This window comes from Rathayibacter sp. VKM Ac-2801 (assembly GCF_009834245.1).
Classification (GTDB): domain Bacteria; phylum Actinomycetota; class Actinomycetes; order Actinomycetales; family Microbacteriaceae; genus Rathayibacter.
The window spans coordinates 2375555-2399841 of sequence record NZ_CP047183.1; the positions used below are offsets into that span (position 1 = coordinate 2375555).

Sequence of the window (24287 nt, forward strand, 5' to 3'; positions counted from 1 at the left end):
CTGTTCTCCTGGTCAAGGCGGACGCGGCGGATCCGACGGTAGAGGTGCTCGCTTCGAGCAGCCGATGAGGCGGCGGTGCGGGGCCGGTGAGCCGGGCCGCGGTCGTCGCTTCCTCCAGGACAACGGCGGCGGTCCCGGTTCGGTTCAGCGCTCGTCCGGCGAGCGTGTCAGCGCAGGAGCGCGGCGACCACTCCGGGCAGGTGCTCCGCGATGTCGAGCGCCGCGATCGGGCCTCCGGCGGAGGCGCTCCGTCCGGCCTCCGCGTGCAGGACGGCGGCCGCCGCGGCCAGGGGGGCGAGGTCCTCCGCGGTGAGGGTCTCCCCGGCCGCCTCTGCGTCCGCGGCTCGACCGGCGAGGAGTGCGCCGAGCACGCCGCCGAGGACGTCGCCGCTGCCCGCGGTCGCCAGCCAGGGCGTGGATCCGGAGACCTCGAGCCCGACGCCGCCCGCGACGACGTGGGTGGTGCCGCCCTTGAGGAGCACGCAGACTCCGAGGCGGTCGGCCGCCCGGCGCGCCCACTCCCCCGGGGCCTCCGCGATCGTCGCGGCGTCCGCGTCCAGGCCCGCTCGGCCGAGCACTCCGGCGAGCTCGCGGTAGTGCGGCGTGATGACGACCGGGCCGGCGGCCTCGTCGATCAGGTCGAGCGCGCCGGCGTCGAGCACCACCGGGACTCCCGAGTGCACCTGCTCGATCAGGGTGCGCCGCTCCTCGTCGCTGCGGTCCTCGGCGCTGGTGCCGGAGCCGACGAGCCAGGCCTGCACGCGTCCTGATGCGGTCACGACCTCCGGTCGCCGGGCGAGCACCAGTCCCGAGGGCCGCTCCGGTCCGAGGTAGCGGACCATGCCGACTCCCGTCCGCACCGCCGCCTCGACGCCGAGCACCGCCGCTCCGGGGTACCGCTCCGACCCGGTCGCGATCCCCAGCACCCCGCGCGTGTACTTGTCGTCGTCCTCCCGCGGCACCCTGATGCTCCGCGCCGCCTCCGCCGTCCCGACCCGCTCACCCATCCCGCCACCCTACGTCGCCCTGCGACCCGGCCGCCCCGAGTCCGGCCCCGTGCCGACGCAGCCGCACTCCCCCTCCGCACCGTGCCGGCGCAGCCGCACCCCCCCTCCCGATGCGTGCCGGCGCAGCCGCACCCCTCTCCCGCACCGTGCCGGCGCAGCCGCACCCCCTCCCGATGCGTGCCGGCGCAGCCGCACCCCTCCCCCCCCTTGCTCCAGAGGGGGCGCGGGTGCTGGAGGGGGCAGTCGCAAGGCGGAGGAGGAAGCGATACCGGCGGTATCGCGCCCGACGACAACGCCGCGAATGCCCCCTCCAGCGCCCGCGCCTAGCGGCGGGTGGCGTCGTCGACTTCGCCGACGAGCTCCTCGATGATGTCCTCGAGGAACAGCACTCCCGTGGCGCGGCCCTGCTCGTCGAACGCCCGGGCGAGGTGGGCGCCGGTGCGCCGCATGATCGCGAGGGCGTCCTCGAGGTCGGTGGCCTCGAAGATCGAGGCGAGCTGGCGGATGCGCTTGGCCGGGACGGGGAGCCGGAACTTGGCGCCTTCCGTGTCGCCGTCGAGGTCGAGGACGTCCTTGAGGTGGATGTAGCCCTCGGGGGTGCCGTCCTCGCCGAGGATCACGTAGCGCGAGAAGCCGTGCTTGGCGACGGCGCGCTCGACGTCGGCGGGGGTCGCTCCGCTGGGGAGGCTGACGATGCCGTCGAGGGGCAGGGCGACGTCGTGGACCTTCTTCTCGGTGAACTCGAACGCGGCGAGGAGGGTCCCGGTCGAGTCGCGGAGCGTGCCCTCGCGGGTGGACTGGTCGACGATCGTCTGCACCTCCTCGAGCGTGAAGGTGCTGTTCGCCTCGTCCTTGGGCTCCACCTTGAAGAGGCGGAGCACTCCGTTCGAGACCGCGTTGAGCGCGACGATGATCGGTCGGAGGACCCGGGCGATGGCGACGAGCGGCGGCGCAAGGAGGAGCACGGCGCGGTCGGGCATCGAGAACGAGATGTTCTTGGGGACCATCTCGCCGAGCACCACGTGCAGGAACGACACGATCAGCAGCGTGATGACGAAGGCGACGGTGCCGGAGAGCTCGTCGGGGATGCCGACGGCGTGCAGCGGCACCTCGAGCAGGTGGTGGATCGCCGGCTCGCTCACGTTGAGGATCAGCAGCGAGCAGACGGTGATGCCCAGCTGCGTGGTGGCGAGCATCAGGGTGGCGTGCTCCATCGCGGCCAGCGCGGTGATCGCGCTGCGGCGTCCGCTCTCCGCGAGGGGCTCGATCTGGGAGCGGCGCGCGGAGATGACCGCGAATTCCGCTCCGACGAAGAAGGCGTTCGCGGCGAGGAGCACCACGAGCCAGGCGATTCCGGCCCAGTCACTCATCGTCGGCCTCCTTCCGGCCGCGGTGTCCGCGGGCGACGTCGGCGAGCGGGTCGGGGATCCCGTCGGGATCCGCGTCGGGGTCGGGGGTGAAGCGGAGGCGGTCGATGCGGCGGCCGTCCAGGCGCTCGACGCGCAGCGAGCCGCCCTCGACGTCGACCCGGTCGCCGACGGCGGGGAGGCGGCCGAGCTCGCTCATCACGAATCCGGCGACCGTCTCGTAGGGGCCCTCCTCGGGGATGTGCACGCCGGCGCGGTCGAGGACCTCGTCGGGGCGGAGCATGCCCGGGAAGGTGGTGGAGCCGGGGAGCTTCACGACGTCGGCGCGGGAGCGGTCGTGCTCGTCGGCGACCTCGCCGACCAGCTCCTCGACCAGGTCCTCGAGCGTGGCGACGCCCGCCGTCCCGCCGTACTCGTCGACGACGACCGCGAGCTGGAAGCCGCGTCCGCGCAGCTCCGTGAGCAGCACGTCGAGCTTCATGGTCTCGGGGACGCGGAGCGGCTCGGAGCGCAGCGCCGTGACGGGCACGTCGGACCTCTTGCCGCGGGGCACGGCGACGGCCTGCTTGACGTGCACGACACCGACGATGTCGTCGATGTCGTCGTCCGTGATCGGGAAGCGCGAGAACCCGGTGGTGCGGGCGAGATCGAGCACGTCCTGCGCGGTGCTCGCGCGCTCGACCGTCGACAAGCGCAGGCGCGGCGTCATCACGTCGCCGGCGGTCAGGGCGGAGAAGCGGAGGGTGCGCCCGAGCAGGTCGGCCGTGTCCTCCTCGAGCAGTCCGGCGCTGGCGGAGTGGCGCACGAGGCTCGAGAGCTCCTCGGCGCTGCGGGCGCCCGAGAGCTCCTCCTTCGGCTCGATGCCGACCAGGCGCAGCAGGGCGTTCGCGCTGCCGTTCAGCAGGGCGACGGCCGGGCGGAACACCGTCGTGAACGCGGTCTGCAGCGGCACGACGAGCTTCGCGGTCGCCCGCGGCAGGGCGAGGGCGAAGTTCTTGGGGACCAGCTCGCCGAGGATCATCGAGAGCAGGGTCGCGATGACGATGGCGACCACCGTCATCACCGGCGCGAGCGCCTCCTCCGGGATGCCGAGTCCGCTGAACGGCTCCTGGAGCAGCGTCGAGAGGGCGGGCTCCATCGTGTAGCCGGTGAGCAGCGTCGTGAGGGTGATGCCCAGCTGCGCGCTCGAGAGGTGCGTGGAGGTGACGCGCAGAGCCGCGATCGTCATGCCCAGGCGCGTCTCGCCGCGGTCGCGACGGGCCTCGAGGTCGGCCCGGTCGAGGTTGACCAGCGCGAACTCGCTGGCGACGAAGACGCCGGTTCCGAGGGTCAGCAGCAGGCCGACCCCGAGGAGGAGCCACTCAGTTCCCACGGTGGTCGCCCCCGGTCACGAGAGGGAGGTGCGAGGAGGGCCGGCCGGTGCGGGTCCGCTGAGCGGCGGCACCGGAGCGGGGAGCGGGAGTCCGAGGAGCACGGCGGCGAGCGGAACGGGCCGGATGCGCAGAGGGAGGGTCGTCCATTGTGGCGCCGAGTCTACCCGCCGCGGAGCACCGCCGGGCGTGCTCCGACGCGGCGGCTCAGAGCCACTTCTTCCGCTTGAACACCGCGTAGAGTGCGAAGCCGAACAGCACCATCAGGCCCAGCGCCCAGGGGTAGCCGAGCCGCCAGTGCAACTCCGGCATGTCGTCGAAGTTCATCCCGTAGATGCCCGCCACCAGCGTCGGGGCGAAGAGGATCGCCGCCCACGAGGAGATCTTGCGGACCACGTCGTTCTGGGCGAGCCCGGTCTCGGTCTGCCGGCGCGAGACGAGCGTCGAGTGCACCGTGAGCGCCTTGTCGAGGATCGCGCGCAGGGAGTCGACCGCCTCCGTCACGCGGATGGTGTGGTCGAGCACGTCGCGGAGGGAGCGGCGCAGCTCGATCCGCTCCGGTGAGGGCGAGGGCTCCCCCTCCACCGGCGTCGACTCCTGCAGCAGCTCGTGCAGCAGGGCGGTCAGCGGCTGCACCGAGCGCTGGAAGTGGATGACCTCGCGCGAGAGCCGGTAGATGCGCTCCGAGAGCCCGTCGTCCGAGTCGTCGCCGAAGAGCTGGTCCTCGATCTCGTCCACGTCGCCCTGGACGCCGAACACCACGGGCGCGTACTCGTCGACGACCTGGTCGAGGATCGCGTAGAGCACCGCTTCGGGCCCGCGGGCGAGGAGGGCCGGATCCTCCTCCAGGCGGCGGCGCACGCGGGCGAGGTCCGGGGAGTCGGCGTGCCGGATGGTGACCACGAAGTCGGGGCCGACGAAGACGTGCAGCTCGCCGAAGACGACGGTCTCGGCCGCGTCCGCGTAGCGCGCCGGCCGCAGCACCACGAAGAGCCCGTCGTCGTAGCGCTCGAGCTTGGCCCGCTGGTGCCCGCTCAGCGCGTCCTCGACCGCGAGCGGGTGCAGTCCGAACTCCTCGGCGACCGCCTCGACCTCCTCGCGCGTCGGCCGGTAGAGGCCGATCCAGGCCATGCCGTGCTCGTCGCGCATCAGCTCGAAGGTGTCCTCGAGCGAGTCGGGGTTCCGGATGCGGCGGCCGTCGACGTACACGGCGTTGTCCACGATGGTCATGGGCTCGGTTCTAGCACGCGGCGCCCGCTCACCAGCTGACCGGCAGCGCCTTGCCCTCCTCGTAGCCCGCCGCCGACTGCAGTCCCACGTGCGCCCGCTCGTGGAAGTCGGCCACGCTCCGGGCGCCGGCGTAGGTGAAGGACGAGCGGACCCCCGAGGTGATCATGTCGAGCAGGTCCTCGACCGAGGGCCGCAGCGGGTCGAGGTAGATGGTGGAGGAGGAGATGCCCTCGGCGAAGAGCCGCTTGCGGGCCAGCTCGTAGGCGTCGAGGCGGTCGAACCGCTCCTGCACCGCCTTGGCCGAGGCCATGCCCCAGCTCTCCTTGTAGACCCGGCCGGCCGCGTCGCTGCGCAGCTCCCCCGGCGCCTCGATCGTGCCGGCGAACCAGGAGCCGATCATCACGGAGGCGGCGCCCGCGGCCAGCGCGAGGGCGACGTCGCGCGGGTAGCGCACGCCTCCGTCCGCCCAGACGTGGGCGCCCAGCTCGTGCGCGCGCTCCGCCGTCTCGAGGACGGCCGAGAACTGCGGGCGGCCGACCGCGGTCATCATCCGGGTGGTGCACATCGCGCCGGGGCCGACGCCGACCTTGAGGATGTCCGCTCCCGCGTCGACGAGGTCGTGCACCGCGTCGGCCGTGACGACGTTGCCCGCCGCGATCGGCACTCCGAGATCGAGCGCGGAGACCGTCCGCAGCGCCCGGAGCATCCCCTCCTGGTGGCCGTGCGCGGTGTCGAGGACGAGGACGTCGACGCCCGCGGAGACGAGCGCTCGCGCCTTCGCCTCGACGTCGCCGTTGATGCCGACCGCCGCCGCGACGCGCAGCCGCCCGTCCGCGTCGAGGGCCGGGTCGTAGATCGTGGAGCGGAGGGCGCCGGTGCGCGACAGCGTGCCGACCAGGGCGCCGTGGTGCAGCACCGGGGCGAAGTCGAGGTCGGCGGCCACCATGAGGTCGAAGGCGGCCCGCGCGGTGGGCACGTCGTCGGCGTCGATCGAGGGGGTGGCGGAGTGCACCAGGTCGCCCAGCCGCGCGTCCGGCAGCGCGGTCGCCAGGCGCGAGGCCGGGACGCAGCCGAGGATCGCGCCGCCCTCCTCCTGCACCACGAAGCCGTGGCCGGCGACGGCGGGCAGGATGCGCAGCGCCTCCTCCACGGTCGTCGCCGGCGACGCGGTGAGGGCGCCGGAGAAGGCCACCGGCTGGCGCTTCACCCAGCGGATCGCGGCGTCCAGCGCCTGCAGGGGCATGTCCTGGGGGAGGACGCCGAGGCCGCCCCGGCGCGCGAGCGTCGCCGCGAGGCGCTGACCGGTGACCGAGTTCATGTTCGAGGAGACGATGGGGATCGTCGCCCCCGTGCCGTCGCCCGGGGCGAGCGAGACGTCGAGGCGGCTCGTCACCGACGAGCGGCCGGGGACGAGGAAGACGTCCGAGTAGGTGAGGTCGCCTGAGGGTGTTCCGCCGGAGAAACGCATGGGGGAAACGCTACTCCGGCGCGGCCCCGGGTCGGCCGTGCAGGGAACGGGGCTAGGCTTGGCGACCGGGACGGGACCAGGCGACGGCACCGGTTCCCGCTGGTGCGAGGACGACCTCCTCCGCCGCGGTGGCAGGCGCCGAGGGATGCGACGGGCCCGTCCGGATGATCGAGGACGAATCAACGGAGAGAGTGGGCGATCGGCTGTGTCGAGCCAGTTGACCGGAGCAGGAACAGAGCAGGGCGCGGAGGACTTCGGAGCCAACGAGTGGCTCGTGGAGGAGCTGTACGAGCAGTACAGCGCCGACCGCGCCTCGGTGGACGAGTCCTGGTGGCCCATCCTGGAGCGCTACGGCGCCCAGCTCGCGAACTCCGGCAAGGACGCTCCGGCTCCGGCTCCCGCCGCGGCCCCCGCGCCCGCCGCCTCGAAGCCCGCCGCTGCCGCCGAGCGCGTCTCCTCGAGCGGCGGAGGCGCCGTGACCCATCCCGCCGCGGTCTCCTCCTCCGAGTCGGCCCCCGCCTCCCGCACCACGTCGAAGCAGCCGAAGGCGCAGCCGATCCCGGCCGACGCCCCGGTGAGCAGGCCCTCCGCCGAGGACTCGACGCCGGACGAGGACGTCGTCACCCCGCTCCGCGGCATGGCGAAGAGCCTCGCGACCAACATGGACGCCAGCCTCAGCATCCCCACTGCGACGAGCGTGCGCACGATCCCGGCGAAGCTGATGATCGACAACCGCATCGTCATCAACAACCACCTGCGCCGCACCCGCGGCGGCAAGGTCTCGTTCACGCACCTGATCGGCTGGGCGCTCATCCGCGCGCTCAAGGACTTCCCGAGCCAGAACGTGTTCTACGACGAGGTCGACGGCAAGCCCGCGGTGGTCGCTCCGGCGCACGTCAACCTCGGCATCGCGATCGACATGCCCAAGCCCGACGGCACCCGCGCCCTGCTCGTGCCGAGCATCAAGCGCGCCGACACGCTGAGCTTCACCGCCTACCTCTCGGCCTACGAGGACCTGGTCAAGCGCGCTCGCGGCAACAAGCTCGTCGCCGGCGACTTCGCGGGCACCACGCTCTCGCTGACGAACCCCGGCGGCATCGGCACCGTCCACTCCGTCCCCCGCCTGATGAAGGGCCAGGGCTGCATCATCGGCGCCGGCGCCCTCGAGTACCCGGCGGAGTTCCAGGGCGCGTCCGAGAAGACGCTGGTCGAGCTGGGCATCGGCAAGACCATCACCCTGACCTCGACCTACGACCACCGCGTCATCCAGGGCGCCGGCTCGGGCGAGTTCCTCAAGATCGTGCACGAGCTCCTGCTCGGCGGCCGCGGCTTCTACGAGGACATCTTCGCCGCGCTGCGCATCCCCTACGACCCGATCCACTGGTCCACGGACATCGCCGTCGACCTCGCCGAGCGCGTCTCCAAGACCGCCCGGGTGCAGGAGCTCATCAACTCGTTCCGCGTCCGCGGGCACCTGATGGCCGACGTCGACCCGCTGGAGTACGTGCAGCGCTCGCACCCCGACCTCGCCATCGAGAGCCACGGCCTCACCTTCTGGGACCTCGACCGCGAGTTCGTCACGGACGGCTTCGGCGGCAAGCGCCAGCTCAAGCTCCGCGACATCCTCGGGATCCTCCGCGACTCGTACTGCCGCACCGTCGGCGTCGAGTACATGCACATCCAGGACCCGGAGCAGCGCGCCTGGATGCAGCAGAAGCTCGAGCGCGGCTACGAGAAGCCGGGCCACGACGAGCAGCTGCGCATCCTCGGCAAGCTCAACGAGGCCGAGGCCTTCGAGACCTTCCTGCAGACCAAGTACGTGGGCCAGAAGCGCTTCTCGCTCGAGGGCGGGGAGTCGCTCATCGCGCTGCTCGACGCCGTCCTGCAGGGCGCGGCCGACGAGCAGCTCGACGAGGTCGCGATCGGCATGGCCCACCGCGGCCGCCTGAACGTGCTGACCAACATCGCCGGCAAGACCTACGGCCAGATCTTCCGCGAGTTCGAGGGCACCCAGGACCCGCGCACGGTCCAGGGCTCCGGAGACGTGAAGTACCACCTCGGCACCGAGGGCACCTTCCGGGGCGCCGCGGGCGAGGAGATCCCCGTCTACCTGGCGGCGAACCCCTCGCACCTCGAGGCCGTGAACGGCGTGCTCGAGGGCATCGTCCGCGCCAAGCAGGACCGCAAGCCCATCGGCACCTTCACCACGCTGCCGATCCTCGTCCACGGCGACGCCGCGATGGCGGGCCAGGGCGTGGTGGTCGAGACCCTGCAGATGTCGCAGCTGCGCGCGTACCGCACCGGCGGCACGATCCACATCAACATCAACAACCAGGTCGGGTTCACGACTCCCCCTCACGAGGCCCGCACCTCGATCTACTCGACCGACGGCGCGAAGACGATCCAGGCGCCGATCTTCCACGTCAACGGCGACGACCCCGAGGCCGTCGTCCACGTCGGGCAGCTCGCGTTCGAGTACCGCCAGCGGTTCCACCGCGACGTGGTCATCGATCTGATCTGCTACCGCCGCCGCGGGCACAACGAGGGCGACGACCCCTCGATGACCCAGCCGCTGATGTACAGCCTGATCGAGGCCAAGCGCTCGGTCCGCAAGCTGTACACCGAGGCGCTCGTCGGCCGCGGGGACATCACCGAGGAGGAGTACGACCGCGCCCACCAGGACTTCCAGGACCGCCTGGAGCGCGCGTTCGCCGAGACCCACGCCGCGCAGACCGGCGCGATCCCCGTGATCACCGCCGACGGCGACTCCGTGGCCGACCTCGAGCTGCCCGACGCGCAGCAGGGCGAGGACTACCCGGGCGAGCCCGAGGTGACCGGCGTGAAGAACGAGGTCGTCACCCGCATCGGCGACGCGTTCACGACGCCGCCCGAGGGCTTCACCGTGCACCCCAAGCTCCAGCAGCTGCTGGCGAAGCGCCAGGAGATGAGCCGCTCCGGCTCCATCGACTGGGCCTTCGGCGAGCTGCTCGCGCTCGGCTCCCTCCTGCTCGAGGACACTCCGGTGCGCCTCGTCGGCCAGGACACGCGCCGCGGGACCTTCGTCCAGCGCCACGCGGTCCTCCACGACCGCGAGAACGGCCAGGAGTGGCTGCCGCTGATGAACCTGTCCGACCAGCAGGCCCGGCTCTGGATCTACGACTCGCTGCTCTCGGAGTACGCGGCGATGGCGTTCGAGTACGGCTACTCGGTGGAGCGGCCCGACTCGCTCGTGCTGTGGGAGGCGCAGTTCGGCGACTTCGCGAACGGCGCCCAGATCGTGATCGACGAGTTCATCTCCTCCGCCGAGCAGAAGTGGGGCCAGCGCTCGTCGCTCGTGCTCCTGCTCCCGCACGGCTACGAGGGTCAGGGCCCCGACCACTCGTCGGCGCGGATCGAGCGCTACCTGCAGATGTGCGCGGAGCGGAACATGACCGTCGCGCGCCCGTCGACGCCGGCGTCCTACTTCCACCTGCTGCGCCGCCAGGCGTACTCCCGGCCGCGCCGCCCGCTGATCGTCTTCACTCCGAAGGCGATGCTGCGCCTGCGCGGAGCCTCGAGCCCGGTCGAGGACTTCACCTCGGGCCGCTTCGAGCCGGTGATCGACGACGTACGGATCCAGGACGCCTCCGCCGTGAAGCGGGTTCTGCTCCACGCCGGCAAGGTCCACTACGACCTCAAGGCCGAGCTCGAGAAGAAGCCCGACGACGGCATCGCGCTGGTCCGAGTCGAGCAGTACTACCCGGCGCCGATCGAGGAGCTGCGCGGCATCGCCGAGCGCTACCCGGACGCGGAGCTCGTCTGGGTGCAGGACGAGCCCGAGAACCAGGGCGCCTGGCCGTTCATGGCCCTCGAGGTCGCTCCGAAGCTGGGCCGGTCCATGCGCGTGGTCTCGCGTCCGTCCGCGGCCTCCCCCGCGGCCGGCTCGGCGAAGCGGCACGCCTCCGAGCAGGCCGACCTGCTGTCGCGGGCGCTCACCCGCTGACCCGCGGTCCGCACGACGCGTCGGGCCCGCCGGAACCTCGTGTTCCGGCGGGCCCCACGCGTCTCCGGAAGGAAGGCGCCGAGCCGCACACGTGGAGTCACCGGCAGCAGCGCTCCCGTCGTGCCGGGCACCGGGGCGACCGGGAGGCCGCCGGACACGACGGAGCCCCGGCCCCTCGAAAGGTCCCACGGTGCTCGGGACGTCTCGTCGGGCCGGGGCTCCCCGGGTCGTGCTTCGCCTAGAGGCGGGCGGGCGTCTGGGAGTGCGCGGCGTGCTCGTCGCGGAGCATGCCGAGCACCTGGGCGCGGAGGTCCTCCGGCGCGGTCTCCTTGCACGCACGCTGCACGGCGACCGTCAGCACCACGCCGACCTTCGCCTCGTCGGCGCAGTCGATGCATCCCGCCATGTGCTCGCGGATGTCGGCGGCGTCCTCCTTGCACAGCTCGTTGTGGAGGTACTCCTCGAGCTCGGCCTTCGCCTTCGTGCAGCCGCTGTCGGTCATTTCGTGCTCCCGGAAGTGAATGCGGCGCGGAATCCGCGCTCGCGTGCGTAGTCGGTGAGTCGTTCGCGCAGCATGCGCCGGCCGCGGTGCAGCCGGCTCATGACGGTCCCGACGGGGGTCTTCATGATGTCCGCGATCTCCTGGTAGGAGAAGCCTTCGACATCGGCGAAGTAGACGGCGAGCCGGAAGTCCTCCGGGATCGCCTGGAGCGCCTCCTTCACCGCGGTGTCGGGGAGGTGGTCGATCGCCTCCGCCTCGGCCGAGCGGCTGGAGGTGGCCGTGGTCGACTCGGCGCCGCCCAGCTGCCAGTCCTCGAGCTCGTCGATCGCGCTCTGGTAGGGCTCGCGCTGCTTCTTGCGGTACGAGTTGATGAACGTGTTCGTGAGGATGCGGTAGAGCCAGGCCTTCAGGTTCGTGCCCTGCTCGAACTGGCGGAAGGCCCCGAAGGCCTTCGCGAACGTCTCCTGCACGAGGTCCTGCGCGTCGGAGGGATTCTTCGTCATACGCAGACCGGCCGCGTAGAGCTGGTCGATGAAGGGCAGCGCCTGCTGCTCGAAGAGGGAGCGGAGATCGACGGGAGCCTCGACCGGAGCGTCGTCCAGCGACTCCTCGACGGTCTCCACGATCGTCTGCTCCGCGTCGGCGGGCTCGGGAGCCTCGTCGGCGGAGGTGGTGCGGGGTTCGTCGTCGCGAGTCATCACGAGCGATTCTAGAGCGGCGGCGCGGCGGACGACCGGGGTTGCGGCCCGAGGGCGCCTCCGGGCGACGGGTCTGCTGCTCCGGAGGACCGGGGGTGCTGCCGTCATGCTCCGCCTCCGTCACGCTCCTGACGACGCCCTGCGCGCCGACTATCCTGACAACCGATGGTCTTCTCGCGTTATTCCGCCCCCGAGTTCGATCCGTACGGCGACGCCCGTGCGCTCCCCGGCGACGACGCCTGGCCCGCACCGCTCGCGGCCGGCGCTCTCGACGCCGAGGTCGGCCTGCCCGGCTCCAAGTCGCTGACCAACCGGGAGCTCGTGCTCGCGGCTCTGGCCGACGGGCCCTCCACGCTGCGCGCGCCGCTGCACTCCCGCGACAGCGCCCTGATGATCGAGGCGCTGCGCTCCCTCGGCACCACGATCCGGGAGTCCGGCTCGACCGGCGGCTTCGGCGCCGACCTGGTCGTGGAGCCCGCGGAGGAGCTGCTCGGCTCGACCACGATCGACTGCGGGCTCGCAGGCACCGTCATGCGCTTCGTCCCGCCCCTGGCCGGCCTCGCGCTCGGCCCCACCACCTTCGACGGCGACGCGTACGCGGCGAAGCGGCCGATGGGGGCGACGATCGCCTCCCTCCGCGCGCTCGGCGTCGACGTCGCCGACGACGGCCGCGGCGCGCTCCCCTTCACCGTGCACGGCTCCGGCTCCGTCCGGGGCGGCGACGTCGTCGTCGACGCCTCGCGGTCGAGCCAGTTCGTCTCGGCGCTCCTGCTGGCCGGCGCCCGCTTCGACGAGGGACTGCACCTGCGCCACGAGGGCAGCGCCGTTCCCTCCCGGCCCCACATCGACATGACCGTCGCCGCGCTGGCGGCCCGAGGAGTCGAGGTCGGCACGCCCGCCGACGGTGAGTGGACCGTCGCGCGGCAGCCCATCGCCGGCGCCGACGTCCTCATCGAGCCCGACCTCTCGAACGCCGCGCCGTTCCTCGCCGCGGCACTGGTGACGGGCGGCCGGGTCCGGCTGCGCCACTGGCCGGCCGTCACCACACAGGTCGGGGCGCACCTCGAGCGGATCCTGCCGCTGTTCGGCGCCCGCGTCGAGCGCGACGGCGAGGACCTCGTGGTGACCGGCGGCGACGAGATCCTCGGCGTGGACCTCGACCTGTCGGAGGGCGGCGAGCTCGCCCCCGCCCTCGCCGCCCTCGCCGCGTTGGCCTCCACTCCCAGCACCCTGACCGGGATCGGCCACATCCGCCACCACGAGACGGACCGCCTCGCCGCCCTCGCCGCGGAGATCACCGGCCTCGGCGGCCGGGTCACGGAGCTCGAGGACGGTCTGCGCATCGAGCCCGCCGAGCTCCACGGCGGCCGCTGGCGCACCTACTCGGACCACCGCATGGCCCACGCCGGTGCTCTGATCGGCCTCGTGGTCCCCGGCGTGGTGATCGAGGACGTCGCGACGACCGCGAAGACCCTCCCGCAGTTCCCGGAGCTGTGGACGACTCTCGCCGGATCGGTCTGACCCGTGTCGTGGTGGACGGACAGCGGCCTCGACGCCGACGGTGCTCTCGACGACTTCGACGGCTACGACGAGTCGGACGCGCGGGTGCGCCCGAACCCGAAGGGCACGAAGCCGCGGACGAAGAACCGGCCCGCCTACGAGGACGCCGAGATCGCGATGGTCCTCGGCGTCGACCGGGGGCGCTACACCGTGATGATCGGCGACGGGACGCCCGAGGAGCACGAGTTCACGGCCGCCCGCGCCCGCGAGCTGCGCCGCCAGGCGATCGTGGCCGGCGACCGCGTCGACGTGGTCGGCGACTCCAGCGGCGACGAGGGGACGCTCGCCCGCATCGTCCGCATCCGCGAGCGGTCGACCCTCCTGCGCCGCAGCGCCGACGACACCGACGCGATCGAGCGCGTGATCGTCGCGAACGCCGACCAGATGCTCTGCGTGGTGGCCGCCGCGGATCCCGAGCCCCGGACCCGGCTGGTCGACCGCTACCTCGTCGCCGCCTTCGACGCGGGGATCACGCCGATGCTCTGCATCACCAAGACCGACCTCGCCGACCCGGCCCCGTTCCTCCGCAACTTCGAGGGGCTCGACCTGCGCGTGTTCCTCTCGAGCCAGGACGAGCCGCCGGTCGACGAGATCGCCGACGCCCTCCTCGGACACGAGACCGTGGTCGTCGGGCACTCCGGAGTCGGCAAGTCCACCCTCGTGAACAAGCTCGTCCCGGACGCGCACCGGGCCATCGGGCGCGTGAACACCGTGACGGGCCGCGGCCGGCACACCTCCTCCTCCACCGTCTCGCTGCGCGTCGAGCGCGGCGACCGGCACGGCTGGGTGATCGACACCCCCGGCGTCCGCTCGTTCGGACTCGGCCACGTGAACACCGACAACATCCTGGGGGCGTTCACGACCCTCGCCGTGATCGCCCGGGACTGCCCGCGCGGCTGCACGCACCTGCCCGACTCCCCCGACTGCGCCATCATCGAGGCGGTCGAGGGCGGCCTTCTGGGCGCCAGCGGACCGGAGCGCCTCGACTCTCTCCAGCGCCTCCTGACCACCTTCGCCACGACCGATGGAAGCAGACGATGACCGACCTCTCCCCTCTCCCCGCCGAGGCGCGCCTCGCCGCCGGCGACACCGCTCCGGAGTTCACGCTGCCGAACCAGGACGGCGACCCCGTCTCGCTCGCCGACTACCGCGGACGGCGCGTCATCCTGTTCTTCTACCCCGAGGCCGACACCCCCGGCTGCACCACGGAGGCCTGCGACTTCCGCGACAACGCGGCGTCCCTCCGCGACTCCGGCTACGAGGTGCTCGGGATCTCGCGGGACGCTCCGGAGGCGCTGCGCCGCTGGGCCGATGCCCAGGGCATCGCCTACCCGCTGCTGAGCGACCCCGACATGGCCGTGCACCGCGCCTACGCGGTCTGGGGCGAGAAGAGCCTCTACGGCAAGACCGTCGTCGGCGTGCTGCGCTCGACGTTCGTCGTCGGAGCCGAGGGCGCGCTCGAGTTCGCGCAGTACGGCGTCCGGGCGACCGGGCACGTGCAGGCGCTCCGCAAGAAGCTGAAGCTCGTCTGACCCGGGGCGCGTGGTGCGGGTCATCGCGCGCCTCGGCCCTGCCCGATCCGACTGGGCCGCGGAGACCTCTTCCCGTCCGTCGCGAGCGGACGGAAGCGTGAGCAGTCGGTCGCGGGCCCCGTGCGTCGTGCCGTCCGTCGATCCGGGCCTCCGGCCTCGTCGTCGGGAGGCGCGGCGGAGCCGTCCCGGGATCAGCGGTGGCGCATCGGTCCGATCAGAACCCCTCGTTGGCGCGCGGTGCGTAGTCGGCGCCCAGCGCCTCGAGCTCGTCCGCGGTCAGCTCCACGTCCAGCGACGCGACGGCGTCGTCGAGGTGGTGGAGCTTCGTGGCTCCGACGATCGGGGCGGTGACCGCCTCCTGCTGCCGGACCCAGGCGAGCGCCACCTGCGCACGGGGGACGCCGCGCTGCTCGGCGATGCGCGCGACAGTCGCGACGGTCCGCCGGTCGGCCTCCTCCTGCTGGCGGTAGAGGGTGCCGCCGAAGACGTCGGTCTCGGTGCGCGCCGTGGTCTCGTCCCAGTCGCGGGTCAGCCGGCCCCGGGCGAGCGGCGACCACGGGATCACGCCGACCCCCTGGTCGAGGCAGAAGGGATGCAGCTCGCGCTCGTCCTCGCGCTGGATCAGGTTGTACTGGTCCTGCATCGAGACGAACCGCGTCCAGCCGCCCCGATCCGCGGTGTACTGCGCCTTCGCGAACTGCCACGCCCACATGCTCGAGGCTCCGATGTAGCGCGCCCTGCCCGAGCGGACGACGTCGTGGAGCGTCTCCATCGTCTCCTCGATCGGCGTCTCGGGGTCCCAGCGGTGGATCTGGTAGAGGTCGACGTAGTCCGTGCCCAGGCGCCGGAGGCTGTCGTCGATCGCGGTGAGGATGTGCCGCCGCGAGAGACCGCCGCCGTTGGGGCCGGGGCGCATCCGCCCGTGGATCTTCGTGGCGATCACGACCTCCTCGCGGACCGCGAAGTCCGCGAGCGCCCTGCCGACGAACTCCTCGCTCGTGCCATCGGAGTAGACGTCCGCCGTGTCGAACGTGGTGATGCCGAGCTCCAGCGCCCGCCGGAGGAAGGTCCGCGACTCCTCTTCGCCCATGCTCCAGCCGTGCGCGCCGCGGTCGGGCGCGCCGAAGCTCATGCAGCCGAGGACGATCGAGGAGATCTGCAGGCCGCTGGAGCCGAGTCGGGTGGAGTCCATGCGCGTCGCTTCCGTGTCGAGGTGGGTCCCCCAGCGTCGCACCCGCGGGCGGCGGCGCGCCAGCCGTTCGGCTACACGCCCGGATCGCGACGAGTGGCAGCGACCACGCTCGGGAGGAAGAGCGCGACGACGGCCACCACGGCCGGCGCCAGCAGCGCCCAGCCGATGTCGGGCACGGCGTACTGGCCCTGGAAGGCGCCGAGCGCCACGGCCATCATCACCAGCTGGATCGTCAGCGCCGAGGCGCGCATCCACCCGCGCCGTCGCACGGCGCCGAGCGTCGTCGCGGCGGCCCAGCACACGGCGATCAGCGCGAGGACGACGATGGCGATCCCGCCGCCGACCGTGTCGGCCCGGGTCGTCAGCAGCTCGAGCACGAGCCATGCCGCGACCCCGGCGACGGCGAGCGTCTCGAGGGCCAGGACCGCGATCAGCACGACCAGGCCGAGCGGGCGGGAGGCGGTCGGGCGGGTTCCGCGGGACCCGTTCGCGTCAGCGGTCACAGGCACATCCCATCCAGGACTCTTGATTCGGGCTCATCCCCGTGACAGGCTAGTCCAGTTCGTTTCACCGCTCACAGGGTCGTGGGTTTCCGCCGATGTGAACATCCGATCCCGCCGTGCCGTCAGGCGCGGGGGCGAGTCGGATGGCCAGCACTGGAGCCGGGTGGCCGACGCAGTGCTCGCGCATCGCGTCGAGTGCACCGGCAAGAACCGAGCATCCTCCCGTCCACCACCCCGATCCACCCCGCGCTCCAGCACGGGGCCTCGTGGCGTGCGCCGGTGAGGGTGCGGAGGTCGAGTACTGGTCGGGATCGTCGGCGTGGATCGATCATCCCACCCGAACACTGCGTGGTTCCTCCACGCACGCCTTCACACCAAGGAGCACCCGCATGGACTGGCGCGACAAGGCCGCTTGCCTCACCGCAGACCCCGAGCTTTTCTTCCCGGTCGGCAACACCGGCCCGGCCGTGGACCAGATCGAGAAGGCGAAGTCGGTGTGCGCACGCTGCACCGTCACCGAGGTCTGCCTCCAGTACGCCCTCGAGACCGGCCAGGACTCGGGCGTGTGGGGCGGCCTCAGCGAGGACGAGCGCCGCGCCCTGAAGCGCCGCGCCGCCCGCGCACGCCGCGCCTCCTAGACGCACGAGCCGCTCAGCGGCACGAACGACCACGACCCCCGTCGCCTCTCGGCTGCGGGGGTCGCGTCGTCTCGGGGCTCAGGAGCGGGCGCGCTCCAGCCACCGCAGCGGCACCTCGATGGTGACCTCGGTGCCGCGCCCGACCAGTGTGTGCCAGTCGATGGTGCCGCCGAGCTCGCCCTGGATGAGCGTGCGCACGATCTGCGTGCCCAGGCCCGATCCGACCTTGCCCTCCGGCAGCCCGACGCCCGTGTCGCGCACCTTCACCGTGAGCTCGTCGTCGCTGCGCGAGGCGACGATCTCCACGTCGCCCTCGCGTCCGGCCAGGCCGTGCTCGACGGCGTTGGTGACCAGCTCGGTCAGGGCGAGCGCGAGCGGAGTCGCGTACTCGCTGGGCAGGTTGCCGAAGCTCCCCGTCAGCTTCGGGTGCACCGTGGTGTTGTGGGTCGAGGCGACCTCGGCGATCAGCAGCAGCACGCGGTCGAAGACCGCGTCGAAGTCGACGTTCTGGTTCAGCCCCTCCGAGAGGGTGTCGTGCACGACTGCGATGGCGGCAACGCGGCGCATCGCCTGCGTGAGCGCCTCCCGGGCGAGGTCGGAGTGGGTGCGCCTGGCCTGGATCCGCAGCAGCGAGGCTACGGTCTGCAGGTTGTTCTTGACGCGGTGGTGGATCTCGCGGATCGTCGCGTCCTTGGTGATGAGCTCCCGCTCCTGGTGGCGCAGCTCCGTCACGTCGCGGCACAGGACGACCGCGCCGACCCGCTCGCCGCGGTCGCGGATCGGGATCGCACGCAGCGACACGGTCACTCCGCGGGCCTCGATGTCGGTGCGCCACGGCGCCCGGCCGGTCACGACCAGCGGGAGCGACTCGTCGATGACGACCTTCCCCGCGATCAGCTTCGTGGTGACCTCGGCGAGCGACTCCCCCTCGAGCTCGTCGGCGAAGCCGATGCGGTTGAACGCCGAGAGGGCGTTGGGGCTCGCGAAGGTGGTGACGCCGTCGACGTCCAGGCGGATCAGGCCGTCGGACGCGCGCGGCGCCCCCCGGCGAGGACCGGTCGGCGCGCCCAGATCGGGGAAGTCGCCCGAGGCGATCATCGAGAAGAGGTCGTTCGCGCAGTCGTTGAACGTCAGCTCCTGGCGGCTCGGAGTGCGCGTCTCGCTGAGGTTGGTGTGGCGCGTGACGACCGCGATGGGGCGGTCCGTCGTCCCGCCGTCAGAGGCGCCCAGGCGGCGCAGCACGGGCACCGCGCGCACGCGGGTGGGCGTCTCCTCGAACCAGTCCGGGGCGGAGGTGTCGACGATCCGTGCGGTCTCGAACGCTTCGACGACCTGGGCGCGCCACTCCGACTTGATCCTCTGCCCGACGAAGTCTCGGTAGAAGAGCGTCGCCGCGCTGGAGGGGCGCGCGTGGGCGACGGCGACGAAGCTGTCGTCGGCCGTGGGCACCCAGAGCACGATGTCGGCGAAGGCCAGGTCGGCGAGCAGCTGCAGGTCGCCGACCAGCAGGTGCAGCCATTCGACGTCCGCTTCGTCGGATCGGCCGTGGGAGAGGACGAGGTCACTGAGGGTCGACACCCGACAAGCCTAGGGCGCGTCCGGGCGGCGCAGGCCGTGCTCGGAGTCCACAGTCCGCCTCGGCCGATGGTTATCCACAATCTGCGCGTGTGCACTCCGTGAGCATCCCTCGACTGATTCGATGAGGTCGTCCTCGCGCGCAGACACAGCGCGCCCCGCCCGTCGAGCAGAGAGGTGACCCGGACCCGTGAACAGCTCGTCCTGCCCCAGGAGATCGCCGCATGAGCCATCCCCTCCACGCCTTCGACTACCGCACCCTCCCCCTCGACCCCGAGGCGGCCGCAGAGCCGCTCACCATCGCGGAGTTCTTCGCTCCGCAGCCGGCGACCCGCGCGGAACTGCCCGATCCGGAGCCCCTGCTCGCCCGGCTGACGCACCTCGTGATCGAGATCCTCGAGGGCTCGCGAGAGATCGACCAGATCGCGCGGTGGCTGAGCGACGAGGTCTACCACCACCTGCAGAAGCGGATCGTGCTCGCAGCCCGCGCCCGCAGCCTGCGGAAGCGGACGGCGCAGCGCGTCCCGTTCACGGTCGGACGGGTGATCGTCACGGAGCCGCGGGACGGCGTCGTCGAGGGAGTGGTCCTGGTGCACCACCGCGCACGGAGCCGGGCCGTCGCGATCCGGCTCGAGGGCGCGGACGCGCGCTGGCGGGCCACCGCGATCAATGTGCTGTGAGGAGCGGGTCAGCGCTCCCGGGTGGCCGCACCGGCCTGGAGCACGATCTCCACGCCCCTGTCGCGCAGGGCCTCCTCGAGCTCCGGCGGCGGCGGTGCGTCGGTGACGAGGTAGTCGGCGCGACCGAGCTCCGCTACCTCCTCGGCGACGGCTTCACCGCGGCGGACTACGACGGCGTCGCTGCCCTCCCTCCCCAGCCGGGCTCGGAGGCGGTCTGTGGAGCGGTGGAGTCGGCGCTCGAGGCCTGCTGCGTCCCCGGGCTCGTCCTCGAGACGGACCGGCCGACGACGATCGGCCTCGGCGACACCTTCGCCGGCGGCTTCGTCTCGGCCCTCGCGCGCGGCGAGCACTGACGGCAGGCCTGGCGGAGACGCCGGAGCCTCCGAGGAACGCCGACGGCCCCGGACCCCGCTGCTGCGGGACCGGGGCCGTCGGCGTCGTCCGGGAAGGACTCAGCGGCGCTTGGACTGCGCGCGGCGCTCCTCGCGGTTGGCGGGAGGGGCGTCCGAGCCGCCCGGCTTCTGGCCGAAGGCGCCGGTCGTCGGAGTCTCCTCCGCCTCGCCCTCGGGGAGCGCCTTGCGGGCCTCCTCGGCGCGGGCCTTCGCGGTGGCGGCCTGCTGCACCTGTCCGCGCTGGTTGCGGACCTCGACGCCGCCGGTGTCGCTCGGGGCCGAGTAGCTGAGCTTCTCGGCAGGAGCGACCGGCTGTGCGAGGCCCTTCGCCGCGACTCCGGCGACCTCGCCCTGCTTCTGGGTCACCTCGACCTCGAGATTGAAGAGGAAGCCGACGGTCTCCTCGCGGATCTGCCCCATCATCTGCTGGAACAGGGCGAAGCCCTCGCGCTGGTACTCGACCAGCGGGTCGCGCTGGGCCATCGCGCGCAGGCCGATGCCGTCCTTGAGGTAGTCCATCTCGTAGAGGTGGTCGCGCCAGCGGCGGTCGATCACCGAGAGCACGACGCGGCGCTCGAGCTCGCGCATGGCGGGAGACCCCAGCTGCTCCTCGCGGCGCTGGTAGGCGAGCTGCGCGTCCGAGAGGATCTCGCGGCGCATGAACTCCTTGTTGATGCGGCCGCGGCTGCCCGCCTCCTGCACCACCTCGTCGATGGTGAGGCTGATCGGGTACAGCGTCTTCAGCTCGGTCCAGAGGGCGTCGAAGTCCCAGTCGTCGCCGTTGCCGTCGCCGGTGTGCACCTCGAGGATCTCGTCGATCACCTCGACGAGGAACTTCTGCGTGCGCTCGTGCAGGTCGTCGCCCTCGAGGATGTGGCGGCGGTCGGAGTAGATCGCCTCGCGCTGGCGGTTGAGGACGTCGTCGTACTTGAGGACGTTCTTGCGGATCTCGGCGTTGCGCGCCTCGACCTGCGACTGGGCGCTGCGGATGGCGCGCGAGACCACCTTCGACTCGATGGCGATGTCGTCCGGGACGTTGCCCCGGCCCATGAGCGCCTCGGCGGCACCGGAGTTGAACAGGCGCATGAGGTCGTCGGTGAGCGAGAGGTAGAAGCGGCTCTCCCCCGGGTCGCCCTGACGGCCCGAGCGTCCGCGGAGCTGGTTGTCGATGCGGCGCGACTCGTGGCGCTCGGTGCCGAGCACGTAGAGGCCGCCGGCGGCCTGGACCTTCTCGGCCTCCTCGCCCACCTTCTCCTTGACGGCGGCGAAGACCTCGTCCCAGGCGGCCTCGTACTCCTCCGGGGTCTCGGAGGGGTTCAGGCCCTTGGCCGTCATCTCGGAGACCGCGAGGAACTCGGCGTTGCCGCCGAGCATGATGTCGGTGCCTCGACCGGCCATGTTGGTCGCGACGGTGACGGCGCCGAGGCGGCCGGCCTGGGCGACGATGGCCGCCTCCCGCGCGTGGTTCTTGGCGTTCAGGACCTCGTGGCGCACGCCCTTCTTGGCGAGCAGGCGCGAGAGGTACTCGCTCTTCTCGACGCTGGTCGTGCCGACGAGGACCGGCTGCCCGGCCGCGTGGCGCTCCGCGATGTCCTCGACGACCTGGGCGAACTTGACCTGCTCGTTCTTGTAGACGAGGTCGGCGTTGTCGATCCGCTGCATCTTGCGGTTCGTCGGGATCGGGACGACGCCGAGCTTGTAGGTCGACATGAACTCGGCGGCCTCGGTCTCGGCCGTTCCGGTCATGCCGGAGAGCTTCGCGTAGAGGCGGAAGTAGTTCTGGAGCGTGACGGTCGCCAGGGTCTGGTTCTCGGCCTTGACCTGCACGCCCTCCTTCGCCTCGATGGCCTGGTGGATGCCCTCGTTGTAGCGGCGTCCGGCCAGGATTCGACCGGTGTGCTCGTCGACGATCAGGACCTCGCCGTTCAGAACGACGTAGTCCTTGTCCTTCTTGAACAGCGCGCGCGCCTTGATGGCGTTGTTGAGGAAGGAGATCAGCGGGGTGTTCGCCGACTCGTAGAGGTTGTCGATGCCGAGGTAGTCCTCGACCTTCTCGATGCCGGGCTCGAGGACGCCGACAGTGCGCTTCTTCTCGTCGACCTCGAAGTCCTCGCCCTCGTCGAGGCGCTTGGCGAGGTTGGCGAACTCCGCGAACCAGCGGTTCGCCTCGCCCGAGGCCGGTCCGGAGATGATCAGCGGCGTGCGGGCCTCGTCGATGAGGATCGAGTCGACCTCGTCGACGATGGCGTAGAAGTGGCCGCGCTGGACCATGTCCTGCGCCTGCCACGCCATGTTGTCGCGGAGGTAGTCGAAGCCGAACTCGTTGTTCGTGCCGTAGGTGATGTCGGCCGCGTACTGCTCGCGGCGCTGCTCCGGGGTCTGGCCGGAGAGGATCACGCCGGTCGTCATGCCGAGGGCGCGGAACACGCGCCCCATCAGCTCCGACTGGTACGACGCGAGGAAGTCGTTCACCGTGACGATGTGCACGCCGCGGCTGGCGATCGCGTTGAGGTAGGCCGGGAGGGTCGCGACGAGCGTCTTGCCCTCTCCGGTCTTCATCTCGGCGATGTTGCCCAGGTGCAGGGCGGCGCCTCCCATGAGCTGCACGTCGAAGTGGCGGAGGCCGAGCGTCCGGCGCGAGGCCTCGCGGACGGCGGCGAACGCCTCCGGCAGCAGGTCGTCGAGGGACTCGCCGTTCGAGTAGCGCTCGCGCAGCTCGACGGTCTCGTTCTTCAGCTCCTCGTCGCTGAGGTGCGCGAAGTCCTCTTCGAGGGCGTTGACGGCCTTCGCGTAGTTCTCGAGGCGGCGGATGACCCGCCCCTCCCCGACGCGAAGGACCTTTTCGAGGACAGAGGCCACGGGGTACTCCAAAAAAGTAGAAGACAGGAGTCGCGCGCCGGAGCGCGGACCGCGACCAGCCTAGCCGGGGCGGGCGGCGAGCGGTCGGGGCGACGCGTCCGCCCTGGGCGGACTCCCTGCCTGGGCACGGGGAGGGCCCCGGAGCGGATGCTCCGGGGCCCGGGGTCGGATCTCAGCCGGCGGCCTGCTCGGCGAGCGCGGCGGCCTCGTCGCCGAGGCCGATGACGCCGTAGTCCCAGCCCTTGCGGCGGTAGACCACGCTCGGGCGGTCCGTGTCGGAGTCGATGAAGAGGTAGAAGTCGTGTCCGACCAGCTCCATGTAGTCGACCGCGTCGTCGACGGTCATCGAGACGGAGGGGAAGAGCTTCTTGCGGATGACGACGGGGCAGTACGGCTCCTCGACCTCGTCCTCCGCCGGCTCCGGCGCCTCCTGCACGGGGATCACGCCCGTGCTCAGCTGCTCCAGCACCGCCGCGTCGGCCGGCTGGATGGCGACGACGCTGAAGTCGTCGGCGGCCGCGTCGCGGAGCGAGGTCGGCCGATGCTGGCCCCGATGGACCTTCTTCCGGTCCTTCGCTCGTCTCACCCGTTCGAGCAGCCGGCCGATCGCGACGTCGAACGCCGCGTACTTGTCGGCTCCGCTGGCCTCGGCCCGGACCACGGGCCCCTTGCCGATCAGCGTCAGCTCCACGCGGTCTCCGCCGGCCGAGCCCTTGCCCTCGGCGTGCCTGCTCGCCTTGATCTCGAGTGCGAGAGCACGATCGGCGAGGTGCGCCACCTTGTCCGACTTCTCCGTCGCGTACGCGCGGAAGCGATCGGTGATGTCGATGTTGCGTCCTGTGATGTCGATGTCCATGACAACCTCCCAGTCGAGTACGGCGTGCCGCCTTTCTCCGGGGCGGACCGTTCACGCCGTGCCCCCACCGTAGACCCCGGCCACCGGATCGTCACCGGGAGTTCATCCGGATTCTGCTGATACGGTCCCTCCTCGCTCCGGAGTCCCGGCCAGCGCCGCCGCCGCCCGGACGGTCCCGCCCGCCGCGCGCACCGCGCGCCGCAGCTCGAGCAGGGTCGCGCCGGAGGTGACCACGTCGTCGACGAGGACCACCGGCGGCCACGACGAGAGCGGCCGACGGGCGCGGAACGCCCCGTCCAGGTTGCCGCGCCGCTCGACGCGGCCGAGCCCGACCTGGTCGCGGACCATCCGCGACCGCCGGAGAGGACGAGCCGCCCGCCCTCCCGCCGCGGCGACCAGCTGCGCGACGGGATCGGCGCCCCGCCGCACGCGGCCGAGCCAGGAGCCGGGCGGGACGACCAGGGCCGCAGGGCTGCCGGCGAGCGCCGCGCCGAGGGCCGGACGCAGCAGCGCGCCGAGCGGGGCGAGGCAGGCTGTCCGCCCCTCCTCCTTCAGCGCGACGACGAGGCGGCGCACCGTGCCCTCGTACGGGGCCCCGATGACGACGAGGAGCGGATCGTCCGGCGGCCCGACGACACGGGTCAGCAGGGACGCCGAGGCGGCCGCGTCGGCCGAGCAGTCCGGGCAGGGCGCCCGGGTCGTCGCCTCTCCGCAGGCGGGGCACTCCAGCGGGAGGAGGACGGCGAGGGCGTCGAGCAGGTGGTCGGAGAGCATGCCTCCACGCTCGCCGTCCGGGCCGTGGCGCGGGGAGCGGATCCGTCGGATCGCGACGATCCGGGCGGTGCCGGCGCCTGGGGAGGGGCATCCGGAGCTCGT

Annotated in this window: 20 protein-coding genes; 7 read left to right on the forward strand and 13 right to left on the reverse strand. The window is 72.1% G+C overall.

Going from position 1 to position 24287, the window contains the following annotated elements:
• Positions 1-167: 167 nt before the first annotated feature.
• From GSU45_RS10945 to GSU45_RS10965, 5 genes are all read right to left on the reverse strand, one after another.
• Positions 168-1007, reverse strand: a complete 840-nt coding sequence (locus tag GSU45_RS10945) for an ADP/ATP-dependent (S)-NAD(P)H-hydrate dehydratase (protein WP_159914933.1) — start codon at positions 1005-1007, stop codon at positions 168-170.
• Positions 1008-1330: 323 nt separating this feature from the next.
• Positions 1331-2377, reverse strand: a complete 1047-nt coding sequence (locus tag GSU45_RS10950) for a hemolysin family protein (RefSeq protein ID WP_104224111.1) — start codon at positions 2375-2377, stop codon at positions 1331-1333.
• Positions 2370-3746: a hemolysin family protein gene (locus tag GSU45_RS10955; RefSeq protein ID WP_159914935.1), complete on the reverse strand. Its 1377-nt coding sequence runs from the start codon at positions 3744-3746 to the stop codon at positions 2370-2372. Before GSU45_RS10955 ends, GSU45_RS10950 begins: the two co-directional genes overlap by 8 nt.
• A 205-nt stretch (positions 3747-3951) precedes the next feature.
• The gene (gene corA, locus GSU45_RS10960; RefSeq protein WP_104224113.1) at positions 3952-4974 is read right to left on the reverse strand and encodes a magnesium/cobalt transporter CorA; all 1023 of its coding nucleotides are present in this window, start codon (positions 4972-4974) and stop codon (positions 3952-3954) included.
• A 28-nt stretch (positions 4975-5002) separates the two neighbouring features.
• Positions 5003-6442, reverse strand: a complete 1440-nt coding sequence (locus tag GSU45_RS10965; RefSeq protein WP_159914937.1) for a GuaB1 family IMP dehydrogenase-related protein — start codon at positions 6440-6442, stop codon at positions 5003-5005.
• Between the two features lie 205 nt (positions 6443-6647).
• Between GSU45_RS10965 and GSU45_RS10970 the strand changes: the two genes are divergently transcribed.
• A complete protein-coding gene (locus GSU45_RS10970; protein WP_208543428.1) occupies positions 6648-10424 on the forward strand; it encodes a multifunctional oxoglutarate decarboxylase/oxoglutarate dehydrogenase thiamine pyrophosphate-binding subunit/dihydrolipoyllysine-residue succinyltransferase subunit in 3777 nt (1258 codons plus the stop codon).
• Positions 10425-10662: 238 nt separating this feature from the next.
• On the opposite strand, the gene GSU45_RS10975 is transcribed toward GSU45_RS10970, so the two are convergent.
• Together GSU45_RS10975 and GSU45_RS10980 are read right to left on the reverse strand one after the other, a co-directional pair.
• Positions 10663-10926 (reverse strand): alpha-ketoglutarate decarboxylase, encoded by a 264-nt coding sequence (locus GSU45_RS10975; RefSeq protein ID WP_159914941.1) that lies wholly within the window; start codon positions 10924-10926, stop codon positions 10663-10665.
• A complete protein-coding gene (locus GSU45_RS10980) occupies positions 10923-11624 on the reverse strand; it encodes a sigma-70 family RNA polymerase sigma factor (protein WP_159914943.1) in 702 nt (233 codons plus the stop codon). Before GSU45_RS10980 ends, GSU45_RS10975 begins: the two co-directional genes overlap by 4 nt.
• Before the next feature lie 165 nt (positions 11625-11789).
• Here GSU45_RS10980 and aroA point away from each other — a divergent pair, with 165 nt between their 5' ends.
• Genes aroA through bcp form a run of 3 tightly spaced genes read left to right on the forward strand, consistent with a single transcriptional unit; the run spans position 11790 to position 14716 of the window.
• Positions 11790-13145 carry a 3-phosphoshikimate 1-carboxyvinyltransferase gene (aroA, locus tag GSU45_RS10985; protein ID WP_159914945.1) on the forward strand — a complete coding sequence of 452 codons (1356 nt, stop codon included), beginning with the start codon at positions 11790-11792 and terminating at the stop codon, positions 13143-13145.
• Positions 13146-13148: 3 nt separating this feature from the next.
• On the forward strand, positions 13149-14225 hold the full coding sequence (gene rsgA, locus GSU45_RS10990) for a ribosome small subunit-dependent GTPase A (RefSeq protein WP_104224119.1): 1077 nt from the start codon (positions 13149-13151) through the stop codon (positions 14223-14225).
• Positions 14222-14716, forward strand: a complete 495-nt coding sequence (gene bcp / locus GSU45_RS10995) for a thioredoxin-dependent thiol peroxidase (protein WP_159914947.1) — start codon at positions 14222-14224, stop codon at positions 14714-14716. Before rsgA ends, bcp begins: the two co-directional genes overlap by 4 nt.
• Before the next feature lie 214 nt (positions 14717-14930).
• Here bcp and GSU45_RS11000 read toward each other — a convergent pair whose 3' ends face one another.
• Both GSU45_RS11000 and GSU45_RS11005 read right to left on the reverse strand, forming a co-directional pair.
• Positions 14931-15908 carry an aldo/keto reductase gene (locus GSU45_RS11000; protein ID WP_159914949.1) on the reverse strand — a complete coding sequence of 326 codons (978 nt, stop codon included), beginning with the start codon at positions 15906-15908 and terminating at the stop codon, positions 14931-14933.
• Positions 15909-15979: 71 nt separating this feature from the next.
• Complete coding sequence (locus GSU45_RS11005; RefSeq protein ID WP_159914951.1) at positions 15980-16411, reverse strand: hypothetical protein; 432 nt, start codon at positions 16409-16411, stop codon at positions 15980-15982.
• 389 nt (positions 16412-16800) lie between these two features.
• On the opposite strand from GSU45_RS11005, the gene GSU45_RS11010 reads away from it, so the two are divergent.
• Positions 16801-17049, forward strand: coding sequence for a WhiB family transcriptional regulator (locus GSU45_RS11010; protein WP_055788231.1), 249 nt, complete (start codon positions 16801-16803; stop codon positions 17047-17049).
• 78 nt (positions 17050-17127) lie between these two features.
• On the opposite strand, the gene GSU45_RS11015 is transcribed toward GSU45_RS11010, so the two are convergent.
• A complete protein-coding gene (locus tag GSU45_RS11015) occupies positions 17128-18627 on the reverse strand; it encodes a PAS domain-containing sensor histidine kinase (protein WP_104224128.1) in 1500 nt (499 codons plus the stop codon).
• Between the two features lie 221 nt (positions 18628-18848).
• Here GSU45_RS11015 and GSU45_RS11020 point away from each other — a divergent pair, with 221 nt between their 5' ends.
• Positions 18849-19304 (forward strand): Rv3235 family protein, encoded by a 456-nt coding sequence (locus GSU45_RS11020; RefSeq protein WP_244248099.1) that lies wholly within the window; start codon positions 18849-18851, stop codon positions 19302-19304.
• Positions 19301-19657, forward strand: a complete 357-nt coding sequence (locus tag GSU45_RS11025; RefSeq protein ID WP_159914953.1) for a hypothetical protein — start codon at positions 19301-19303, stop codon at positions 19655-19657. The genes GSU45_RS11020 and GSU45_RS11025 overlap by 4 nt, the downstream gene beginning before the upstream one ends.
• 99 nt (positions 19658-19756) lie before the next feature.
• On the opposite strand, the gene secA is transcribed toward GSU45_RS11025, so the two are convergent.
• The 3 genes from secA to GSU45_RS11040 form a co-directional block, all read right to left on the reverse strand.
• Complete coding sequence (gene secA, locus GSU45_RS11030) at positions 19757-22555, reverse strand: preprotein translocase subunit SecA (protein ID WP_159914955.1); 2799 nt, start codon at positions 22553-22555, stop codon at positions 19757-19759.
• 172 nt (positions 22556-22727) lie between these two features.
• Complete coding sequence (raiA, locus tag GSU45_RS11035; protein WP_159914957.1) at positions 22728-23411, reverse strand: ribosome-associated translation inhibitor RaiA; 684 nt, start codon at positions 23409-23411, stop codon at positions 22728-22730.
• A 102-nt stretch (positions 23412-23513) separates the two neighbouring features.
• On the reverse strand, positions 23514-24185 hold the full coding sequence (locus tag GSU45_RS11040; RefSeq protein WP_159914959.1) for a ComF family protein: 672 nt from the start codon (positions 24183-24185) through the stop codon (positions 23514-23516).
• Positions 24186-24287: the final 102 nt, after the last annotated feature.

Excerpts from the sequence above, each read along its gene's own strand:
- GSU45_RS10965 (WP_159914937.1), bottom strand. The coding sequence starts at position 6,442 with ATGCGTTTCTCCGGCGGAACACCCTCAGGCGACCTCACCTACTCGGAC.
- GSU45_RS10950 (WP_104224111.1), bottom strand. The coding sequence starts at position 2,377 with ATGAGTGACTGGGCCGGAATCGCCTGGCTCGTGGTGCTCCTCGCCGCG.
- GSU45_RS11020 (WP_244248099.1), top strand. The coding sequence starts at position 18,849 with ATGAGCCATCCCCTCCACGCCTTCGACTACCGCACCCTCCCCCTCGAC.
- raiA (WP_159914957.1), bottom strand. The coding sequence starts at position 23,411 with ATGGACATCGACATCACAGGACGCAACATCGACATCACCGATCGCTTC.
- GSU45_RS10975 (WP_159914941.1), bottom strand. The coding sequence starts at position 10,926 with ATGACCGACAGCGGCTGCACGAAGGCGAAGGCCGAGCTCGAGGAGTAC.
- GSU45_RS11040 (WP_159914959.1), bottom strand. The coding sequence starts at position 24,185 with ATGCTCTCCGACCACCTGCTCGACGCCCTCGCCGTCCTCCTCCCGCTG.
- GSU45_RS11000 (WP_159914949.1), bottom strand. The coding sequence starts at position 15,908 with ATGGACTCCACCCGACTCGGCTCCAGCGGCCTGCAGATCTCCTCGATC.
- aroA (WP_159914945.1), top strand. The coding sequence starts at position 11,790 with ATGGTCTTCTCGCGTTATTCCGCCCCCGAGTTCGATCCGTACGGCGAC.
- GSU45_RS11010 (WP_055788231.1), top strand. The coding sequence starts at position 16,801 with ATGGACTGGCGCGACAAGGCCGCTTGCCTCACCGCAGACCCCGAGCTT.
- GSU45_RS10945 (WP_159914933.1), bottom strand. The coding sequence starts at position 1,007 with ATGGGTGAGCGGGTCGGGACGGCGGAGGCGGCGCGGAGCATCAGGGTG.
- bcp (WP_159914947.1), top strand. The coding sequence starts at position 14,222 with ATGACCGACCTCTCCCCTCTCCCCGCCGAGGCGCGCCTCGCCGCCGGC.
- corA (WP_104224113.1), bottom strand. The coding sequence starts at position 4,974 with ATGACCATCGTGGACAACGCCGTGTACGTCGACGGCCGCCGCATCCGG.
- GSU45_RS10980 (WP_159914943.1), bottom strand. The coding sequence starts at position 11,624 with ATGACTCGCGACGACGAACCCCGCACCACCTCCGCCGACGAGGCTCCC.